Source organism: Streptomyces sp. Da 82-17 (genome assembly GCF_046098215.1).
Classification (GTDB): domain Bacteria; phylum Actinomycetota; class Actinomycetes; order Streptomycetales; family Streptomycetaceae; genus Streptomyces.
The window spans coordinates 11,979-29,916 of sequence record NZ_JBJURH010000015.1; the positions used below are offsets into that span (position 1 = coordinate 11,979).

General features: G+C 71.0%; 15 protein-coding genes and 1 tRNA gene. 8 read left to right on the top strand and 8 right to left on the bottom strand.

Annotated features, from left to right (window positions below; genetic code table 11):
- Positions 1-129: 129 nt before the first annotated feature.
- Positions 130-516, top strand: a complete 387-nt coding sequence (locus ACIDOF_RS24055; RefSeq protein ID WP_409008137.1) for a VOC family protein — start codon at positions 130-132, stop codon at positions 514-516.
- A gap of 28 nt (positions 517-544) precedes the next feature.
- Here the strand turns inward: ACIDOF_RS24055 and ACIDOF_RS24060 are convergent, their stop codons facing one another.
- On the bottom strand, positions 545-1,285 hold the full coding sequence (locus ACIDOF_RS24060) for an SAVMC3_10250 family protein (RefSeq protein WP_409008138.1): 741 nt from the start codon (positions 1,283-1,285) through the stop codon (positions 545-547).
- Positions 1,286-1,449: 164 nt separating this feature from the next.
- Between ACIDOF_RS24060 and ACIDOF_RS24065 the strand changes: the two genes are divergently transcribed.
- Together ACIDOF_RS24065 and ACIDOF_RS24070 are read left to right on the top strand one after the other, a co-directional pair.
- Positions 1,450-3,246 (top strand): hypothetical protein, encoded by a 1,797-nt coding sequence (locus ACIDOF_RS24065; RefSeq protein ID WP_409008139.1) that lies wholly within the window; start codon positions 1,450-1,452, stop codon positions 3,244-3,246.
- A 94-nt stretch (positions 3,247-3,340) separates the two neighbouring features.
- Entirely contained in the window at positions 3,341-4,501 is a 1,161-nt protein-coding gene (locus tag ACIDOF_RS24070; protein WP_409008140.1) for a serine/threonine-protein kinase, read from the top strand.
- A 107-nt stretch (positions 4,502-4,608) separates the two neighbouring features.
- On the opposite strand, the gene ACIDOF_RS24075 is transcribed toward ACIDOF_RS24070, so the two are convergent.
- Positions 4,609-4,682 (bottom strand) — tRNA-Pro (locus tag ACIDOF_RS24075).
- 189 nt (positions 4,683-4,871) lie between these two features.
- Here ACIDOF_RS24075 and ACIDOF_RS24080 point away from each other — a divergent pair.
- Complete coding sequence (locus ACIDOF_RS24080) at positions 4,872-5,621, top strand: transketolase (RefSeq protein ID WP_409008141.1); 750 nt, start codon at positions 4,872-4,874, stop codon at positions 5,619-5,621.
- Between the two features lie 82 nt (positions 5,622-5,703).
- Positions 5,704-6,612: a transketolase family protein gene (locus ACIDOF_RS24085; protein ID WP_409008142.1), complete on the top strand. Its 909-nt coding sequence runs from the start codon at positions 5,704-5,706 to the stop codon at positions 6,610-6,612.
- A gap of 38 nt (positions 6,613-6,650) precedes the next feature.
- On the opposite strand, the gene ACIDOF_RS24090 is transcribed toward ACIDOF_RS24085, so the two are convergent.
- Complete coding sequence (locus ACIDOF_RS24090) at positions 6,651-7,022, bottom strand: MmcQ/YjbR family DNA-binding protein (RefSeq protein WP_409008143.1); 372 nt, start codon at positions 7,020-7,022, stop codon at positions 6,651-6,653.
- Positions 7,023-7,115: 93 nt separating this feature from the next.
- Positions 7,116-8,045, bottom strand: a complete 930-nt coding sequence (locus ACIDOF_RS24095) for an alpha/beta fold hydrolase (protein WP_409008144.1) — start codon at positions 8,043-8,045, stop codon at positions 7,116-7,118.
- A gap of 219 nt (positions 8,046-8,264) precedes the next feature.
- On the opposite strand from ACIDOF_RS24095, the gene ACIDOF_RS24100 reads away from it, so the two are divergent.
- Positions 8,265-11,735 carry a ThuA domain-containing protein gene (locus ACIDOF_RS24100; protein ID WP_409008145.1) on the top strand — a complete coding sequence of 1,157 codons (3,471 nt, stop codon included), beginning with the start codon at positions 8,265-8,267 and terminating at the stop codon, positions 11,733-11,735.
- Positions 11,736-11,804: 69 nt separating this feature from the next.
- A complete protein-coding gene (locus ACIDOF_RS24105) occupies positions 11,805-12,695 on the top strand; it encodes a sugar phosphate isomerase/epimerase family protein (RefSeq protein WP_409008146.1) in 891 nt (296 codons plus the stop codon).
- Positions 12,696-12,805: 110 nt separating this feature from the next.
- Here ACIDOF_RS24105 and ACIDOF_RS24110 read toward each other — a convergent pair whose 3' ends face one another.
- From ACIDOF_RS24110 to ACIDOF_RS24125, 4 genes are all read right to left on the bottom strand, one after another.
- Entirely contained in the window at positions 12,806-13,354 is a 549-nt protein-coding gene (locus ACIDOF_RS24110) for a GNAT family N-acetyltransferase (protein ID WP_409008147.1), read from the bottom strand.
- A 255-nt stretch (positions 13,355-13,609) separates the two neighbouring features.
- Positions 13,610-14,410, bottom strand: coding sequence for an ABC transporter ATP-binding protein (locus tag ACIDOF_RS24115; RefSeq protein ID WP_409008286.1), 801 nt, complete (start codon positions 14,408-14,410; stop codon positions 13,610-13,612).
- Between the two features lie 43 nt (positions 14,411-14,453).
- Complete coding sequence (locus tag ACIDOF_RS24120) at positions 14,454-15,491, bottom strand: ABC transporter substrate-binding protein (protein WP_409008148.1); 1,038 nt, start codon at positions 15,489-15,491, stop codon at positions 14,454-14,456.
- Positions 15,492-15,571: 80 nt separating this feature from the next.
- The gene (locus tag ACIDOF_RS24125) at positions 15,572-16,435 is read right to left on the bottom strand and encodes an ABC transporter permease (protein ID WP_409008149.1); all 864 of its coding nucleotides are present in this window, start codon (positions 16,433-16,435) and stop codon (positions 15,572-15,574) included.
- Between the two features lie 357 nt (positions 16,436-16,792).
- Here ACIDOF_RS24125 and ACIDOF_RS24130 point away from each other — a divergent pair, with 357 nt between their 5' ends.
- Positions 16,793-17,791, top strand: coding sequence for a LacI family DNA-binding transcriptional regulator (locus ACIDOF_RS24130; protein ID WP_409008150.1), 999 nt, complete (start codon positions 16,793-16,795; stop codon positions 17,789-17,791).
- Positions 17,792-17,938: the final 147 nt, after the last annotated feature.

A 17,938-nucleotide genomic window follows, 5' to 3' on the forward strand; every position in this document is an offset into this window, starting at 1 on the left:
TCCCCACCAGTCACAACTGCATATGCAGCACTACACCTTTACCACTGCAGGCAGAGTACGTTACGTCCGTACGGAACCAGACCCCGAACCCGAACCGAATACGAACCGACCGAACCCGAAAGGCTTCCCATGCGAGTGCGAGTAAAGGACTTCGACCACCTCGTCCTGAACGTCGAGGACGTCGAGCGCGCCCTGGAGTTCTACTGCGGACCGCTGGGTCTGGAGCCGGTGCGCGTGGAGGAGTGGCGTGCGGGCAAGGTCCCGTTCCCGTCGGTGCGGGTCAGCCCGACCACGATCATCGACCTCCTGTCGCGCCCGCGCGGGGAGTCGAACGTGGACCACATCTGCCTGGTCGTCGAGCCGCTCGACTGGCAAGAGGTCATCGACGCGGGCGAGTTGACGGTCGTCGACGGCCCGGGCCCCCGCTTCGGCGCCCGCGGCGAGGCCCAGTCGATCTACGTGCGGGACCCGGACGGCAACACGATCGAGCTGCGCTGGTATCCGCAGGACCGGTAGCGGTGGCCTGCGGTGGCCCTGGCCCGCGTCACTCCGGCAAGATCTGCACGGTGAGCGGGCTGGCCACCAGGCACCTGGGCTCGTCGCCCGTCTCGGGCAACAGGGCGCTGACCCGTGCGTAGCCTGTCATCAGTACGGACATGTCGAGGTCCCCGTTCTGCTCGTCGAGGGCCTTCAGCAGGTCCCGGACGCCACGGCTGTTCAGGCCGCCCGTCGGCCCTCCCTCCGGGCCGGCCTCATCCGGCGCGTCGGGCGCATCGTTCTGCGCGGAGAGCGCGCGGACGACCTGCCCGGCCCGGGTGACGAAATTCGGGCCGATGCTGAACCCGCCGGTGCCGTCCTCCGCTTCCAGGACGTCGACCGTCGCAGGGCTGACACCCCGCAGGTGACGGGCCGAACCATGCATCAGGAGACGGCAGTCGGCCCCTTCCTCTCCGGCCGGATCTGCCGAACGCGGCTGATCGACGAACAGCACGAGCCCCTGATACACACCACCAGGCGTGACGCTGCGCAGCGGCACCTCGAACTGCACCCACTGTCCGGGCCTGAGGTCCGGCTCCCCGTACCAGCGGGACACCAGCTCCATGTGCTTGTCCACCTGTCGAAGGTGACGTGCCAGGCTCTGCTCGCCCTCCGTCGCCGGCGCGTCGACGTCGAAGCCGCCCACCGGCGTGGTGACCCGCAGCGTGCCCGTACGGGGAAGGAGCCGCCGGCGCTCCGGCACGAACTGACTCAGCTTGCCTTCCGACAGATAGACGATCTCTCGCACCGATACCCCTCGTCGTGGTGGCCGGGTGGCTTCCGCCAGGTCGGAGCCATCGTGCCATCACCAGCAGCCCGAGGTTGGCCGATCTTCGCCGGACGACCTGCGGCGGCTCGCACGACAATGGGCGGGCACCGGCACTGTACGCCGCGACGACCTGGGGGAACCTCATGACGGATCGACCTGAACTGGGCCCGGACCCAGGGACGTTGGGCGACGAAGTGGCCGAAGTCGCGGAGCGGCAGAGCGAGTTGAGCACTCGGGCCGACAGGTTCGAGTCCGGGCTGGCGGCTCTGGGCGAGGACATCACCGAACTCCGCGGCACGGTCGCCCGTACGACCCGCGGGTTGCAGGACGTACGCGAGGACGTCGCCGGACTCGGCCGGCAGGTCACTGAGACCCGGGAGGTGCTGGACGAGTTCATCGAGCAGTACGGCCGGGACCGCGAGGTCGCCCGAGCGCAGGCGGAACTGGCCAGGCTGACCACGGAGTGGCACGCGACGTTCGGCCAGCGCCGCCAGACCCGCGCCCTGGCCCGTGGCCTGGTCCACACCCTGACGGCGGAGGCGGTGCAACGGAACGTGGTGAACACCGCCACCGTGCGCGCCTGCGCCGAGGAGCGCATGCTGCTGGAGCCCACGTACTGGCTGGCGCCCGCGGCGATGGCCGTCGCAGTGCGGTTCGGCAACGAGACGGAACGCTTCGAGCGGGCCTGCGCGCACGCGCAGCTGCTCGACACCGCCAAGGCCAATCTCTTCTTCGCCCTGACCTGTTCCCGCCTGGGTGACGAACGCGAGGCGGCAGCCTGGATGGACAGGTACCTGAAGTCCCTTGACCCCGATGAGCTCGGCCAGGACTTCCTTGTCGTCCTGGACGCCATCGCGAGCAACGAACTCGGCGAAGAGGCGCTGAGTTACGCACGGCAGACCGTGGGCCGCTGGCACAGCGACGGCTCGGCCGTCCATCACGCCTTCAGCCACGGCGAGTTGGAGGACCGCCTCCGCGCGCTGGCGACCGATCTCCCTGACGACCGCTTCGGCGCCTTGCGTGCGATGTGCCGCGACCGCTGGCCCGCGCTGCGCAGCGGCTGGGAGTTGGCGACCATCCCTGCCGGGGCGTTGGGTCATCTCCGCGCCGAGTACCCGGACACGGCCGATGCGCCGGGCAGCCCGTCCGGGGAAGGCCGGCACGTGCTGCACGCACTGGAACGCCTCATCAACCAGATGGAGCCGGACGAGGCCTCGATGCACGACGCGATGCAGTGGCAGCAGAGCATCGTCGAGCACGGCGGGGACCTCGACGCGGCCCGTGCGTCCCGTACGCCACTGCACACGGGCGGGGGCGAGCCGGTCACCATCTCGACACTCCTCGACAGGGCGGTGTTCGCACCGGACGAGGTCCAGCTCGGCGAAGCCGCTCGCCGCATGGCCCTGCGGGCGGTCTGGCCCGGCCTGGAGACCGCGCTGCACCGCTTCGTGGCGCACTCGGCCGGCCAACTCCCGCAGGAGATGAGCCTGGAGATCGAGGGCTGGACCTGCACCGTGCCGACCGACCCGCGCGCGGCCGTCGAACTGGCGCCGCTGGCCGAGGAGTTGTCCGGGCACATCGACGCGAGAACGGAGCTCGCATCCGAAGCGGTGGTACGCCGATGGCCGCACGTGATCACGGCTGTCCTGGGCGGCACACTGATCGGAACGCTGGTCGTGCCGTATGTCGACAGTCCACTGCAGCCGGTGTTCGGACTGCTCACCGTACTGGCGGTCGTGTGGGTGGTGTGGGAGCTGTGCCGGGTTCCCGTACGCAGGTGGATGCTGCGCGACGAAGCCAGTCGGCAACGGAGCCAGGCGCAGTCCGTGCTCCGTGAGGCCCTGCGGGAGCGCCCTGTCTTCTTCCAGCAGTGGACGGCGGGCCTGGCCTCCGTCGCCGAGCTCGACGCGTGGGGCGAGGAGCGGGGGATCCGGGGATGACCGCCGAGGAGGGGCGGGTGTCCGGGACCGCTGGGGACGGGCGGGTGTCGGAGGATGCCGGGGACGGGTCGGTTTCGCAGAGTGGAGGGCCGGGATGGTCGACCGTTCCCAGCTGATCGACGGTCGTTATCGGACGGTGGAGCATCGCGGCAGCGGGTCCATGGGAGACGTGTGGACGGCTCAGGACACGAAGCTGGACCGGACGGTCGCGTTGAAGTTCCTGGCGGGCGACCGGATCGCCCAGAAGAGCCTGGCCACGGAGTACGCGCAGTGGCCGATGAAGACGTTCAGGGTCGAGGCGCAGGCCATGGCCCGGGTCATTCACGGCAACGTCGCCCAGATCTACGACTACGGGGAGCACGAGGGCACGCGCTACATCGCCATGGAGTTCATTGATGGCGGGTCCCTCGCGGACCGGCTGAAGGCAGGCCAGGACATCACGCTCGAACAGACTGTGCGGTGGACGGGTCACATCTGTGCAGGACTTGGTACGGCGCACCGGGCGGACGTCGTTCACCGTGACATCAAGCCGAGCAACATCATGATCAACGAGCAGGGTGACGCGAAGATCGTGGACTTCGGTCTCGCCCGGTTCACCGATGCCACGCACTCGCACATGGGCGCCGGCACCCCTCTGTACAAGGCGCCGGAGCGCTGGAAGGGGGAGTCGGGCTCCGCGCCCAGCGATCTGTACTCCCTGGGCTGTGTCATGTACGAGATGCTCACCGGCCGGCCTCCTTTCGGCACTGGGCGGGACAGCATGCACACCGTGATGACGATGCACCTGGATCACGCTCCTGTGCCGCCCCGTGCCCACCGCCCCGGTATCCCGGCGGAGCTGGACCGGATCGTGCTCGGCCTGCTGGCGAAGGACCCGGCGCAGCGCCCCGCGTCGGCCGAGGTGGTCGGTCGGGCCCTGGAGTCGGTCGCGTACTTCCCGTCCGTGGACGTGGAGTTCGGCGCCGGTGACGCCTCGGCGCGGGTCGTGTCCCCGGATTTCGCCCGCCACATCCGTGCGGCGGAGCGCCGCGTCATGGAGCTGGGCCGCGAACTCGGCTCACGGGACCAGGCGGTGATCGACGCGCGTACGGAACTCGCCGAACTCACCGGGAGGTCGGGGGACGCGCGCGGAGCGGCCGCCCTGTACGACCGTCTCGCCCACGACTGCCGGCGCCTCTTCGGCCCCTTCGACGTACGGGTGCTCGACGCCTTCGAGGGGGTCGCGCGCTGGATCGGCAGACCTGACGGCACGTAGGGCACTGGGAAGCCCTGGGTTCCGCGCCTCGGCGGCGCCGACGGGAACGCGCGGAGGCCGTCCTCTCGCGAATGAGAGGACGGCCTCCGACCAGCGTTTCCGCTAAGTCGGGACGACAGGATTTGAACCTGCGACCCCTTGACCCCCAGTCAAGTGCGCTACCAAGCTGCGCCACGTCCCGGTGCCGTTCGTGACCTGGGGTTTCCCCCGGCCGAACGCGCACGGAAACAATACCGCACTCGGGCGGGTGGTCGTGAACCCGTTTCCGGCGGTGCACGGAGCGTGACGAGGGGTGGGGCGGCCGGATCTCGTCGGCCGTTCGCCGCCCGCGCTTGACCTCAACTTTGATTGAGGTTGCACGCTCCTTCACATGACGACGACCACGACTGTCCAGGCCCCCGCGTACGGCTTCTCCGACCTGCACGGGCTGATGCCCCTGATGACCGGCGACGAGAAGCACGGGCCCGCCGCCACCTCGACCCTGGACGCGCTCTGGGTCCTCTACCACCGGGTCCTGCGCGTCTCCCCCGGCACCGCCGACGCCCCCGACCGGGACCGCTTCCTGCTGTCCAAGGGGCACGGCCCGATGGCGTACTACGCAGTGCTCGCCGCCAAGGGGTTCCTCCCCGTCGACGTACTGCCGGGCTTCGGGTCGTACGACTCTCCGCTCGGGCATCACCCGGACCGGCTGCTCGTGCCGGGCGCCGAGATCGGCAGCGGGTCTCTCGGGCACGGGCTGCCGATCGCCGTCGGCACCGCGCTGGGGCTGCGGGCGCAGGGGCTCGACGGTCCGGCGGTGTGGGTGCTGGTCGGCGACGCCGAGCTGGACGAGGGCAGCAACCACGAGGCCATCGCGTACGCGGGGCCCGCCGGCCTGGACCGGCTGCATGTGCTGGTGATCGACAACTCGTCGGCGAGCCACGCGAGGCCGGGCGGGCTCGCGGCGCGGTTCGAGGCGGCCGGCTGGTCCACGGCGACCGTCGACGGCCGCGACCACGAGGCGCTGCACGCCGCGTACACGGCCCCGCACCCCGGCCGGCCGCACGCCGTGATCGCCCGCGTCGAGCCGAAGGGCCCGTTCGTACCGCCCACCGCCGCCAAGCCCCGGCGCCAGCCGTAGCCGTAGCCGTGCCACAGGCCGTGGCCCCAGCTGTAGCCGAAGCACACGACACCCCCCTTCTGAAGAACCGAGGACCAACACCATGGACTCCATGCGTGACCGTTTCGCCCGTACCGTCACCGAGCTGCTCGACGAGGATCCCCGGGTCGCGCTCGTGCTCGCCGAGATCACCCGGGACCGGGTGGAGGACGCCGAGCGGCGGCATCCGGACCGGGTGGTCAACGTCGGCATCCGCGAGCAGCTGCTCGTCGGCGCCGGGGCGGGGCTCGCCCTGACCGGGCTGCGGCCGGTCGTGCACACCTTTGCAAGCTTCCTCGTCGAGCGGCCCTTCGAGCAGGTCAAGCTGGACTTCGGGCACCAGGGCGTGGGCGGTGTGCTCGTCAGCGCGGGCGGCTCGTACGACTGGCCGGCCGGCGGGTTCACGCACATGGCGCCCGGTGACGTGGCGCTGCTCGACACCCTGGACGGCTGGACCGTGCACGTCCCGGGCCACGCGGACGAGGCGGAGACACTGCTGCGGCACGCGGTGGCCGCCGGGGACGACAAGGTGTACGTACGCCTCTCGGAGCAGGCGAACCGCGCCGGGCTCGGCGTGGACGGGGCGCGCATGCTGACCGTGCGCGAGGGGCGCGACGGCGTGGTGATCGCGGTCGGGCCGATGCTCGACGCCGTCCTCGCGGCGGTCGAGGGGCTCGACGTGACCGTCCTGTACGCCACGACCGTGCGCCCCTTCGACGCGGAGACGCTGCGCCGGGCCGTCGGCCACCGGCCCGACGTGGTGATCGTCGAGCCGTATCTCGCCGGGACGTCCACCGCCGCCGCGAACGAGGCGCTGCAGTCCGTGCCGCACCGGGTGCTCGGGCTCGGGGTGGGGCGGCGGGAGCTGCGGCGGTACGGCGACATGGCGCAGCACCTGGCCGCGCACGGGCTCGACCCGGCGTCCCTGCGGGCCCGGATCACCGGCTTCCTGCCGAGCCGCGTGGCCGCCTGAGCCACGGCGAGCCGCCCCGCCCCGCGCGGAGCGCTCCCTCACTCCGGTCTGGGTACGCCCAACTCCGGGTACTGCTCCAGGAGTTGGGCGGGGGCCGCCTGGCGCCAGGAGTCCGCGAGGATGTCACGCAGCTCGTCCAGGTCCTCCAGGCGGTCCAGGCGGGCGCGGACCCAGGCGAACTGGGCCTCGTGGTCCGCGATCCAGAACTTGCCGGGCTCCGCGAGGACCAGCTCGTCCCGCTCCTCCTTGGGGCAGCGGACGGCGATCGACGTCTCGTCCTCGGGGAGCGTCGCGAACATTTTTCCCGCCACCCGGAAGGTGGGCATGGACCAGGCGATCTTCTCGGTCGTCTGCGGCAGGGCGAGCGCCGCCGCGCGCACGTCCTCGGAGGTCAGGGAGTCAGCAGCCATGCCTCCGACAGTAGGACACGGCACTGACAACGGCCGCCCGCGCAGGACCGGTTGGGCCTCCCGGCCGGTCCCGCGCGCCGGTCGCCCCTGGCGTCACACGTGCTTGTCCAGCCACTCCGTGAGGTCCCGCTGGACCTCGTCGCGGTTGGTCTCGTTGAGGATCTCGTGGCGGGCCCCCTCGTACCCCTTCCAGGTGAGGTCGGTGACGCCCGCGTACCGGAAGTCCTCCAGGAGTTCGTAGACGAGGGTCATGCGCTGGTTGCAGGGGTCCTCCGTGCCGACGGCGACGTGGATGGGCAGGTCGGCGGGGACGCGGGCGAGGTTGGCCGGGTCGTTGATCTTGCGGACGTTGCGGACCCAGTCGAGGGCGAGGCCCGCCGAGAAGGGGAAGCCGCAGCGTTCGTCGGCGACGTACGCGTCCACCTCCGCGGCGTCGCGGGAGAGCCACTCGAAGCCGGTGCAGTGCTCGTACGGGTCGTTGAACGAGGCGAAGAGGCGCGGGATGTAGTCGGACAGGGCGGTGCGGCCGCGCTCGGCGATCTCGCGCTCCAGGAGGGCCGTGTCCTGCTCGGTCTCGGCGCCGGGCAGCGAGCGGAACGTGCCGGAGAGGATGAGTCCGGCGAGGTCGTCCGCGTACTCCTGGGCGTAGTCGCGGGCGAGCAGCGAGCCCATGCTGTGGCCGAGGAGGACGAGCGGGACGCCGGGCTGGAGGGCGCGGACCGGGTCGCCGACGGCCTTGAGGTCGTCGACCATCGCGCGCCAGGAGTCCTCGATGTCCGCGCCGGTGACGCCGTGGCCGCCGGTGCCCTTGGCGGTGGCGCCGTGGCCGCGGTGGTCGGAGGCGATCACGCCGAAGCCGTGGGCGGCGAGGTGGCGGGCGAACCGGTCGTAGCGCAGGCCGTGTTCGGCAGCGCCGTGGGCGATCTGCACCCACGCGCGCGGGCGCCCGGTCTCGGGCTGCCAGGTGTAGGTGGCGATCTGCACGCCGTCGCGGGCGGTGGCCATTCCCACGGAGTACGTCATGGGGTGCTGCTCCTTCGCGGTGCGGGGCTTCCTGGTCCTCCGCTCGACCCTCCCCCGTAGGGGCGGGCGCACACCAGAGGCGGGCCGGAAGCAACCGTCGCGGCAGCCCCATTGACCCCCCGGAGGCGCCAACCTACTCTGAACGACGCACTCCAGAAAGCGCTTTCTACCCGGCCGGTCCACCCCCGGCCGCCCGTCCCCCGAGCCCAGGGAGCGCCCATGAGTCATCCGGCACGTGCTGTTGCTGTGCGAAGACCACTGATCACCCTGCTCGCGTTACTGGCGCTGCTCCTCGCTCTGGGAGTCTCCTCGGTCCCGACTCCCGCGCAGGCGGCGCCTTTTCGCGTTCTGGTCTTCTCGAAAGTGACGAACTTCTACCACGACTCCATCCCCGCCGGGATCGCCGCGATCGAGAAGCTGGGCAGCGAGCACGGCTTCGAGGTGGAGGCGACGGACGACGCGGGCGCGTTCACCGACGCCAACCTGTCCCGTTTCCAGGCCGTGGTGTTCAACAACACCAATTCGACGCCGGAGAAGGGCGATCTGCTGAACGCCGAGCAGCGCGCCGCCCTGCAGAAGTACATCCGCGGCGGTGGCGGCTGGGTCGGCCTGCACGCGGCGTCGGCGAGCGAGCGCGACTGGGACTGGTACGAGGGCCTGGTCGGCGCGATCTTCGACAAGCACCCGGCCGTGCAGACGGGCCGGATCAAGGTGCTCGACCAGGCGCACCCCTCCACGAAGGGCCTGCCCGAGCTGTGGGAGCGCAGCGAGGAGTGGTACAACTGGCGCGCCAATCCGACCGGGAAGGTGCACACGCTCGCCCAGATCAAGGTGCGCGACGGCATCTCGGGCCTGGACGAGGGCGTCGACCACCCGTGGTCGTGGTGCCAGAACTACGACGGCGGCCGGTCCTGGTTCACGGCCGGCGGGCACGACAAGTCGGCGTTCTCCGAGGCGGGTTTCCTCAAGCATCTGCTGGGCGGCATCGAGTGGGCGGCGGGCGCGAAGCCCGGTGACTGCACGGCCACGAAGACCGGGGCGTTCCAGCGCACCCCGCTCGCGACCAGCGATCTCGCCGACCCGTTCGAGTTGGCGGTCGCCCCGGACCGGCGGGTGTTCTTCATCCAGCGGACCGGCAAGCTGAAGGTGATCGACCAGGAGACGCTGCGGGTGACGACGGCCCTGGACTTCGCCTACACGCCGGAGATGACGAGCCAGTCCGACGGGCTGCTCGGACTCGCCCTCGACCCGGATTTCCAGGACAACCACCGGCTCTATCTGCTGCATTCCGACAAGACCGAGAAGCAGCTCAACCTGTCGCGGTTCACGGAGAGCGGCGGCAAGGTCGACATGGCCTCCGAGAAGCGGCTGCTCACGATTCCGACGTACCGGAACGAGGGGCGCGCGAATTCGCATATGGCGGGGTCGCTGGCGTTCGACAAGAGCGGCGATCTGTACGTGGCGACCGGCGACAACACCGACCCGTTCGCTTCGGACGGGTTCACGCCGATCGACGAACGTGAGGGCCGCAGGGCCTGGGACGCGCAAGGCACCTCGGGCAACACGAACGACCTGCGCGGCAAGATCCTCCGCATCACGCCGAAGGACGACGGGAGTTACTCGGTCCCGGAGGGAAATCTCTTCGCGCCCGGCACCGACAAGACCCGCGCCGAGATCTACGCGATGGGCATGCGCAACCCGTTCCGCATCACCACCGACCCGCTGAGCGGCGCCCTGCTCGTCGCGGACTACGGGCCCGACGCCCGCACCGCGAACCCGGACCGCGGCCCCGAGGGCACCGTCGAGTACAACCGCATCACGAAGGCGGGCAATTACGGCTGGCCGTACTGCGTCGGCAACAACACCCCGTTCAACGACTACGACTTCGCGACGAAGACCTCCGGCGCGACATTCGACTGCGCGAAGCCGGTCAACGACTCGCCGAACAACACCGGCCTGCGGGAACTCCCGCCCGCGCAGCCCGCGTTGGTGTGGTACGCCTATTCCGCCTCGCAGGAATTCCCCGAGCTCGGCACCGGGGGCGGCGGGCCGATGAGCGGTCCCGTGTACGACTACAGGGCGGAGAACACGTACCGGACGAAGTTCCCCGAGGCGTTCGAGGGGAAGTGGCTCAACTACGAGCTGACCCGGACGTATTTCAAGTCCTTCTCCCTCCAGCAGCAGGACCAGACGTTCCAGGACCCGCGCTTCCAGCCGGTCAGGGCCGGGGATCTGCATTCCATCAACTCGGTGTTCTCCGACATGAAGTGGAACCAGCCTTTCGACGCGGACTTCGGGCCTGACGGGGCGCTGTACGTCATCGACTTCGGCGTCGGCAGCGGCACCGGGCGCGGCGGGTCCAACGAGGGCGCGGGCATCTACCGCATCGACTACGTCGGCGACGACCGGCTGCCGGAGGCGCGGATCTCCGCCTCGCCGGACAACGGCCCCGCCCCGCTCACCGTGAAGTTCTCCGGCAAGGGCTCGGGCCTGCCCGACGGCACGCCGGTGACGTACGCCTGGGACTTCGACGGGGACGGCACCACCGACTCGACGGATGCCGAGCCGACCCACACGTACGAGGAGAGAGGGAGGTTCAGCGCCCGGCTCGAAGTGACCGGGCCGAAGGAGTTGAGCGCGCTCGCCGTGCAGGAGGTGACCGTCGGCAACACCCGGCCCGAGGTGACGATCCGGACGCCGGACGACGGCGGGATGTTCTCCTTCGGCGACACCATCCCGTTCACGGTCAAGGTGAAGGACCCGGAGGACGGGCAGATCGACTGCTCGCGGGTCGTCGTGCAGTCGCAGCTCGGCCACGACTCGCATCTGCATCCGCTGGACAACCACACCGGCTGCGAAGGGAAGATCGTCACGGATGCCGGTGACAGCCACGGCCCCGGCCAGAACCTGTACTACGGCATCACCGCGCAGTACGAGGACAAGGGCGGGCCGGGCGACGTGCCCGCGCTCACCGGGTCGGACGCGCTGACGCTGCGCACCTCGTTCCGGGAGGCCGAGCACTTCACGTCGACCGGTGGCGCGCACGGCGGCGCACAGGTGGCCTCGCGCGCGGACGCCTCGGGCGGCAAGCGGCTCGCGGAGATCGAGCACGGCGACTGGGTCAGCTTCGCCCCGGCCCACCTCAGGGGCGTCGACTCCGTGACCGTGGGCGCCGCATCGGCCGGGCTCGGCGGCGCCATCGAGTTCCGCGCCGACTCCCCCACCGGCGAGCTGCTCGGCAAGGTGTCCGTGCCGGACACGGGCGGCTGGGGCAACGTCGTCTCGCCGACGACCGAGCTGAAGGACCCCGGCAGGAGCGTCAAGCTGTACGCGGTGTTCAGCAACCCCGAATGGGCCGAGGGCAAGCCCGATCTGCTCGCCCTGGACTGGCTGCACTTCAACGGGCCCGGCGTGGAGCAGGAACCCGCCTCCCGGGTCGAGGTCACGGCCACCCCGGCGGAGGGCACGGCGCCGCACACGGTCAAGCTGTCCGGCTCGGTGAATCTGCTGCCGGGGCGCCAAGTCGCCTCGTACCACTGGGACTTCGGGGACAACGCGAAGCCCGCGGGCGAGGAGGGCGCGACCGCCGAGCACACGTACGCCCGCAAGGGCAGCTACACGGCGCGGCTCACCGTGACCGACGACAAGGGCGACACGACGACGGGCTCGGTTCCGATCACGGTCGAGTGAGGTCCGTCGATGTTCGTCGAGGTCCGTTGATGTTCGTCCAGTGAGGTTCCTCAAGTGAGGGAGTTTTCCATGCAGTTGAGATCCCGGACATCCCGCGCGTCCGGCACGGGCCGGGCCGCTTCCAGACGCGCGTTCCTCGGTACGTCCCTGGGGCTCGCGGCGGGCGCGCTCGTCACGTCCCCGGCGGCCGCGTCGTCCCGGCAGCGGTTCATTCCGCGCGGCGGCATCGGCATGCACCTGTACACGATGCGCGCCCCGCTCGCCGCGGACTTCCACGGCACCCTGGAACGCCTCGCCGAGATCGGGTACGCGACCGTCGGCGTCAGCGGCCGGCACGGCAACAGCGCGGCCGACATCCGCCGCATGCTGGACGCGACCGGCCTGCGCGCGGTCCTGGAGCACGTCGCGTACGACACCCTGCGCGGGCCCGGGCTCGCGCAGGCGCTCGCGGATCTGCACACGCTCGGCGCGAAGTGGCCGGTGGTGCCGAGCCTGCCGGGCGCGCTGCACACCCCGGCCGGATTCCGGGAGGCGGCAAGGGAGTTCAACCGGATCGGCCGGGCCTCCCGGGACGCCGGACTCGGCCCGCTCCTGTTCCACAACCACGGCTCGGACCACGCCACGGTGGACGGCGAGGTGCTGTACGACATCCTGCTGCGGGAGACCGACCCCGAGCTGGTCGCGTTCGAGCTGGACGTGTACTGGGCGGCCAACGGCGGCGAGGACCCGGGCACGTACTTCACCCGGCATCCGGGACGGTTCCCGGCGCTGCACGTGAAGGACATGGCGCCGGACGGGTCGTTCGCGGACGTCGGCTCGGGCGTCCTGGACTTCGCCGCGATGTTCCGGGACGCGCACATCGGCGGGGTCAAGCAGTGGCTCGTGGAGCACGACGCCCCGAGCGATCCGTTCGCCACGGCCCGCAACAGTTATGCGCACTTGGCGGGGTTGCGGTACTGAGCCCTCCGGGGTGCTGGGGCGTTGGGGGTGCGGCCTGTTCCGGCCGCGCCCCCTCTGCTCAGGTGCCGTGCGCAGGTCCCGTGCTCAGATCCTGTGCTCAGATCCTGTGCTCAGGTCAGCCGCTTGTAGAACAGTGTCGTGGGGTGCAGGGTGCCGTGCGGGTCGGCCGCGTAGTCCGGGATCGTGCCTGCGCGGGTCCAGCCGGCCGCCGCGTAGAAGCCCTCGGCGGGGCTGCCGGTCTCGGTGTCCAGGACCAGCAGGGTCACGCCCCGTTCGGCCGCGGCGCGTTCGGCGGCGGCGAGCAGGGTGCGGCCGAGCCCGAGGCCGCGTGCCGTGCTGTGCACCATCAGCTTGACGATCTCGGCGCGGTGCCGGCCGTTGGGTTTGTCGACGAGGGCGAGGCTCACCGTGCCGACGACGCGGCCCTCGTGGCGTACGGCGAGCAGGAGCAGGCCGTCGCCCGCGTCCAGCTCGGCGGCCCGGGCGCGCCACCAGGCCTCGGCCTCCGGGCGGGTGAGGGAGGCGAGGAAGCCGAGGGAGTTGCCGCCGTGCACGGTGTCGAGCAGGAGGTCGGCGAACTCGGCGACCAGGGCGCGGAGTTGGGTGCCGGTGAGGTGTTCGGCCACGGTGTTGCCGCGGGTGCCCGTTGTCGCGCTCATGCGGCGGATCGTACGGGTGGAGGATTTCGGGGAGGTTTCCGGGTGCGGGGTGGTCTTTCCCCTCCCCGCACTTCCCGAAGTCCTCAGCGGACAGCTCCGGGGGCTGCACACCCGGGCCCCGGCATTCGGGGCTCCGCCCCGGACCCCGCTCCCGGGCCGTCCTTCGGCTGCACCGCCGTCGTGGCTTGTCGCGCAGTTCCCCGCGCCCCTATCGGGACCCGGGACCCCCGACCCACGGATCGCGGCCCCGTACCGCTAACCCCCGACCCCCGCGCTGCCCAGCAACCCCCGGATTCGGCCCGTTGCCGAGGCGAACTCGGGGCGGGTCATCGTCTCCGCGTACTCCCGCTCCGCGGGCAGGCCGACCTCGATGGTCTCGCGGATCGTGCCGGGGCGCGGGCTCATGACGATCACCCGGTCCGCGAGGTACGCCGCCTCCGCGATGGAGTGCGTGACGAGCAGGACCGTCGTGCCGGTCTCGCGCCAGATGCGGCGGAGTTCGATGTTCATCTGCTCGCGGGTGAGCGCGTCCAGGGCGCCGAACGGCTCGTCCATGAGCAGGACCGGCGGCTCGTGGAGGAGCGCCCGGCACAGGGCGACGCGCTGCTGCATACCGCCGGACAGCTCGTGCGGGTAGGCGTCCTCGAAGCCCTGCAGGCCGGTCATGGCGATGAGTTCGTCGGCGCGGGCGGCGGCCCGCGCCGACGGCATGCGGCGCATCTCGGCCTGGAGCAGGATGTTGCGGCGGGCCGACCGCCACTCCAGGAGCGCGGCGCGCTGGAACACGTACCCGATGTCGTGGCGCGGCCCCGTCACCCGCTCGCCCTGCAGCCGCACCTCGCCCGCCGACGGCGCGAGCAGCCCGGCGACCAGCTTGAGCAGCGTGGACTTGCCGCAGCCCGAGGGGCCGACGAGCGCGACGAACTCGCCCATGCGCACATCGAGGGACACCCCGGTCAGGGCCGTGACGTCACGCTTCCTCGACCGGAAGCGGACGTCGACGGCGTCGATGCCGACGGCCGGAACTCCCTTGCCCTGCGCAGGAGTTGACGGCATGTGCAGGTGCAGGCTCGTCTCGTTCGGCGTGCTCGGCATGGCGTCAACCCTTCGCGGCCACGTCCGCGGCCCAGTAGTCGGCGACGGGCTTGGCGTTCTTCACCATGCCCGCCTCCTTGAACACGTCGATGGTCTGCTGCCAGTCGGCCTCGTCGTTGACGCCGGGCGCCCTGCCCTCGGTGGCCTCGGTGTGCAGCAGCGTGAGCGTGGTCCTGAACTGCTCCGACAGGACCTTCTCCGGCGGGAGTTGGTCCGAGGCGCCGTCCATCGCGGCGACTGCGGGCCCCGGCGACTTCTCGGCGGCGGCCCAGGACTCGCTGACCGCCTCGGCCATCCGGGAGGCCAGGTCCTTGTCGGACTTCAGGGTGCGCTCGCCGACGATCAGGCCGTTGGAGAAGAAGTTCAGCCCGTGCTCGGAGAAGCGCAGATACGCGACGTCCTTCTTGGCCTTGTCCTGCATGATCGGCCCCTGGTCGCTCGCGTACCCGAGCAGGGCGTCCGTCTTGCCGGAGATCACCGCGGCGATCTTGCCCGCCGGGTCGGTGTTCTGCACCTTGACGTCGGACTCGGAGAGCCCGTTGGCCTTGAGGAACGCGGGGAACGTACGGGACAGCGCGTCGCCCGTCGTGCCCGCGACCGTGCTGCCCTTGAGGTCCGCCGGGGACTTGATGCCCTGGTCGGCGAAGAACTGCACGGACGCGGGCGTGGTCTGCAGGAACACCCCGAGGCTTTTGACCCGCACCCCGGACTCGACGCCCGCGAGGACGGCCGGGGTGTCGGCCCAGCCGAAGTCGGTCTGCCCGGCGCCGGTGGCCTGCACGGTCTTCTGCGAGCCCTGGCCGGCCTGGATCTGCAGGTCGATGCCGTGCTTCTCGAAGATCTTCTGCTTCTTGCCGTAGTAGAACGGCGCGTGTTCGCCGTACGGGTACCAGTTGAGCGTCAGCGTGACCTTGTCCAGCTGCTTGCCGTCGGCGCTGGTGGTGGTCTCCGTATCGTCCCCGCCGCACGCGGTGGCGGCGACGAGCAGCAGCGGGACGAGCCCGGCCAGAGCACGGCCGGTCGGGGTTCTGCGTGGGGTCATCGGGGGCGGCCCTTTCGCGAGGGGCGGTACGGCGAGTCGTACGCGCAACTGCCGTACAGCATGGGCGGGTTGACGAGGGGTCAGTAGGCGGTGGTGACGGACGCGTCCCGGCGGCTCGCGTGCCACGGCAGGAGCAGCTTCTCGGCGATCTCCACGAGCACGAACAGGACGACGCCGATCAGCGACATCACGAGCAGCCCGGCGAACAGCATCGGGGTGTCGAGGTTGCCGTTGGCCTGCAGAATCACATAGCCCAGGCCCTCGTTGGCGCCGACGAACTCCCCGACCACGGCCCCGGTCACCGCGAGCGTGACGGCGACCTTCAGGCCGGAGAAGAGATGCGGGAGCGAGGCGGGCAGCCGGATCTTGACGAAGGTCTGCCAGGGGCGTGCGCCCATCGTCGAGGACAGCTGCAGCATCTCCGGGTCCACCGCCTTCAGGCCCGTCACCATCGAGATGACCACCGGGAAGAACGCGATGAGCACGGCGATCAGGATCTTCGGCGCGATCCCGAAGCCCAGCCAGACGACGAACAGCGGGGCGATCGCGATCTTCGGCACGACCTGCGCGAACAGCAGGATCGGATAGAGGGTCTTCTCGACGGTCGTCGAGTACACCATCACCACCGCCGCGAGCACGCCGACGACCACCGCGATGACGAACCCGAGCAGCGTCTCGTACGTGGTGATCCAGCTGTGCTGCCACAGGTAGTCGGACTTCTCGACCAGGACGTCGAGGGTCGCACCCGGGGACGGGACGAGATACGGCTCGACCAGCTCGGCGGCGGCGATCGCCCACCAGACGGCGAAACAGCCGAGCAGCAGGGCGACCGGGCGCCAGCTGTGCTCGACGGCCTCGGCGAGCCGGCGGCCCGGACCCGGCCGCTCTCGCACGGCGACTCCCGCGGTCTTCGCTGGCGGTGCGGACAGTGCGCTCTGGCTCACGGGTAACTCCCCGGGGTAGGGCGGCAGTTGGCGAGTCGCGGGCGCCGGACAGGACCTGGACCTGAGCCCCGAAACCGCTTTCAGAAAGCGCTTTCTGCTAGCATGTCGGCCACGCTAATGACCGCGCGACAACACGGTCAATAGGTAGGTCGTCCCGAAGTTCTTTCGGACCCCTCCGCCACGACGCCCGAAGGGGGCGCGGTGAGTGAACGGGAACGCCTGCGCGGTGAACGGGAACGGGTGCGCGCTGGGCAGGAACCTCCGCGCGGCGCACAGGTACCTCCCCGTCAGGGCCGCGCCCGCCAGGAGCCACGGACCGCCCCGGGAGCCGCGCCCGGTCCGGTCACGCTGCACGCCGTGGCCGACGCGGCGGGCGTCTCCCCCGCGACCGCGTCCCGCGCCCTGAACGGCACGGCCCGGGTGCGGGAGGAGCTGCGCGGCCGGGTGCTCGCGGCGGCGGCCGAGCTCGGGTACATCCCCAACGCCCATGCGCAGGCGCTCGCTTCGGCCTCCAACAACACGGTCGGCGTGATCTGTCACGACGTCAGCGACCCGTACTTCGCGGCGATCGCCGGCGGCGTGATGCGGGCGGCGGCCGAGCGCGACCTGCTCGTCATGCTGGCGTCGACGTTCCGCGACCAGGCCCGCGAGATCGCGTACGTGTCGATGCTGCGGGCGCAGCGGGCGCGGGCGATCCTGCTGATCGGCTCGGGCATCGAGGACCGGGCCTGGGAGCGGGCCCTGGACGCAGAACTCGCCCCGTACGCGCGGGCGGGCGGCCGGGTCGCGGTGGTGAGCCGGCACCGCAGCCTGCGCGTCGACACCGTGCTGCCGGAGAACCGCGAGGGCGCGGCGGCCCTTGCGCAGGCTCTACTGGCCCTGGGACACCGGGAGTTCGCGGTGCTGACCGGGCCGCCGGAGCTGACGACCGTCGCCGACCGGCTCGCCGGGTTCCGGGAGGCGCTCGCGACGGCCGGGGTCGCGCTGCCCGAACACCGGGTGGTTCAGGGGGCGTTCACACGGGACGGCGGGCATGCGGCGGCCCTCGAACTGCTGGCGCGCGGGGCGCGGCCCACGTGTGTGTTCGCCGTGACGGACGTGATGGCGGTCGGCGCACTCGCCGCCCTCCGCGAACACGGCCTGCGCGTACCGGACGACGTGTCCCTCGCGGGCTTCGACGACATCCCCCTGGTACGCGAACTCACGCCCCCACTCACCACAGTGCACCTCCCCCTCGCCCACATGGGCGAACAGGCCATGGCCCTGGCCCTACGAGAACGAAGAGGAACACGGGCCAGGGTGGAGCGAGTACGGCCCCAGATCCGCCTGAGACCCAGCACGACCCCACCCCGATAGGAACGCGGGGAACTGCGCGACAAGCCACAACGGCGCAGCACCCGAAAACAACCCGGGGGGAGCCAGGCCCCGACAGGGGCGCGGGGAACTGCGCGACAAGCCACAACGGCGCGGCACCCGAAAACAACCCGGGGGGAGCCGGGCCCC

Bases quoted from the DNA above. Each gene is read 5' to 3' on its own strand.
- ACIDOF_RS24055 (WP_409008137.1), top strand. From the start codon at position 130: ATGCGAGTGCGAGTAAAGGACTTCGACCACCTCGTCCTGAACGTCGAG.
- ACIDOF_RS24065 (WP_409008139.1), top strand. From the start codon at position 1,450: ATGACGGATCGACCTGAACTGGGCCCGGACCCAGGGACGTTGGGCGAC.
- ACIDOF_RS24070 (WP_409008140.1), top strand. From the start codon at position 3,341: ATGGTCGACCGTTCCCAGCTGATCGACGGTCGTTATCGGACGGTGGAG.
- ACIDOF_RS24080 (WP_409008141.1), top strand. From the start codon at position 4,872: ATGACGACGACCACGACTGTCCAGGCCCCCGCGTACGGCTTCTCCGAC.
- ACIDOF_RS24085 (WP_409008142.1), top strand. From the start codon at position 5,704: ATGGACTCCATGCGTGACCGTTTCGCCCGTACCGTCACCGAGCTGCTC.
- ACIDOF_RS24090 (WP_409008143.1), bottom strand. From the start codon at position 7,022: ATGGCTGCTGACTCCCTGACCTCCGAGGACGTGCGCGCGGCGGCGCTC.
- ACIDOF_RS24095 (WP_409008144.1), bottom strand. From the start codon at position 8,045: ATGACGTACTCCGTGGGAATGGCCACCGCCCGCGACGGCGTGCAGATC.
- ACIDOF_RS24100 (WP_409008145.1), top strand. From the start codon at position 8,265: ATGAGTCATCCGGCACGTGCTGTTGCTGTGCGAAGACCACTGATCACC.
- ACIDOF_RS24105 (WP_409008146.1), top strand. From the start codon at position 11,805: ATGCAGTTGAGATCCCGGACATCCCGCGCGTCCGGCACGGGCCGGGCC.
- ACIDOF_RS24110 (WP_409008147.1), bottom strand. From the start codon at position 13,354: ATGAGCGCGACAACGGGCACCCGCGGCAACACCGTGGCCGAACACCTC.
- ACIDOF_RS24115 (WP_409008286.1), bottom strand. From the start codon at position 14,410: ATGCCGTCAACTCCTGCGCAGGGCAAGGGAGTTCCGGCCGTCGGCATC.
- ACIDOF_RS24120 (WP_409008148.1), bottom strand. From the start codon at position 15,491: ATGACCCCACGCAGAACCCCGACCGGCCGTGCTCTGGCCGGGCTCGTC.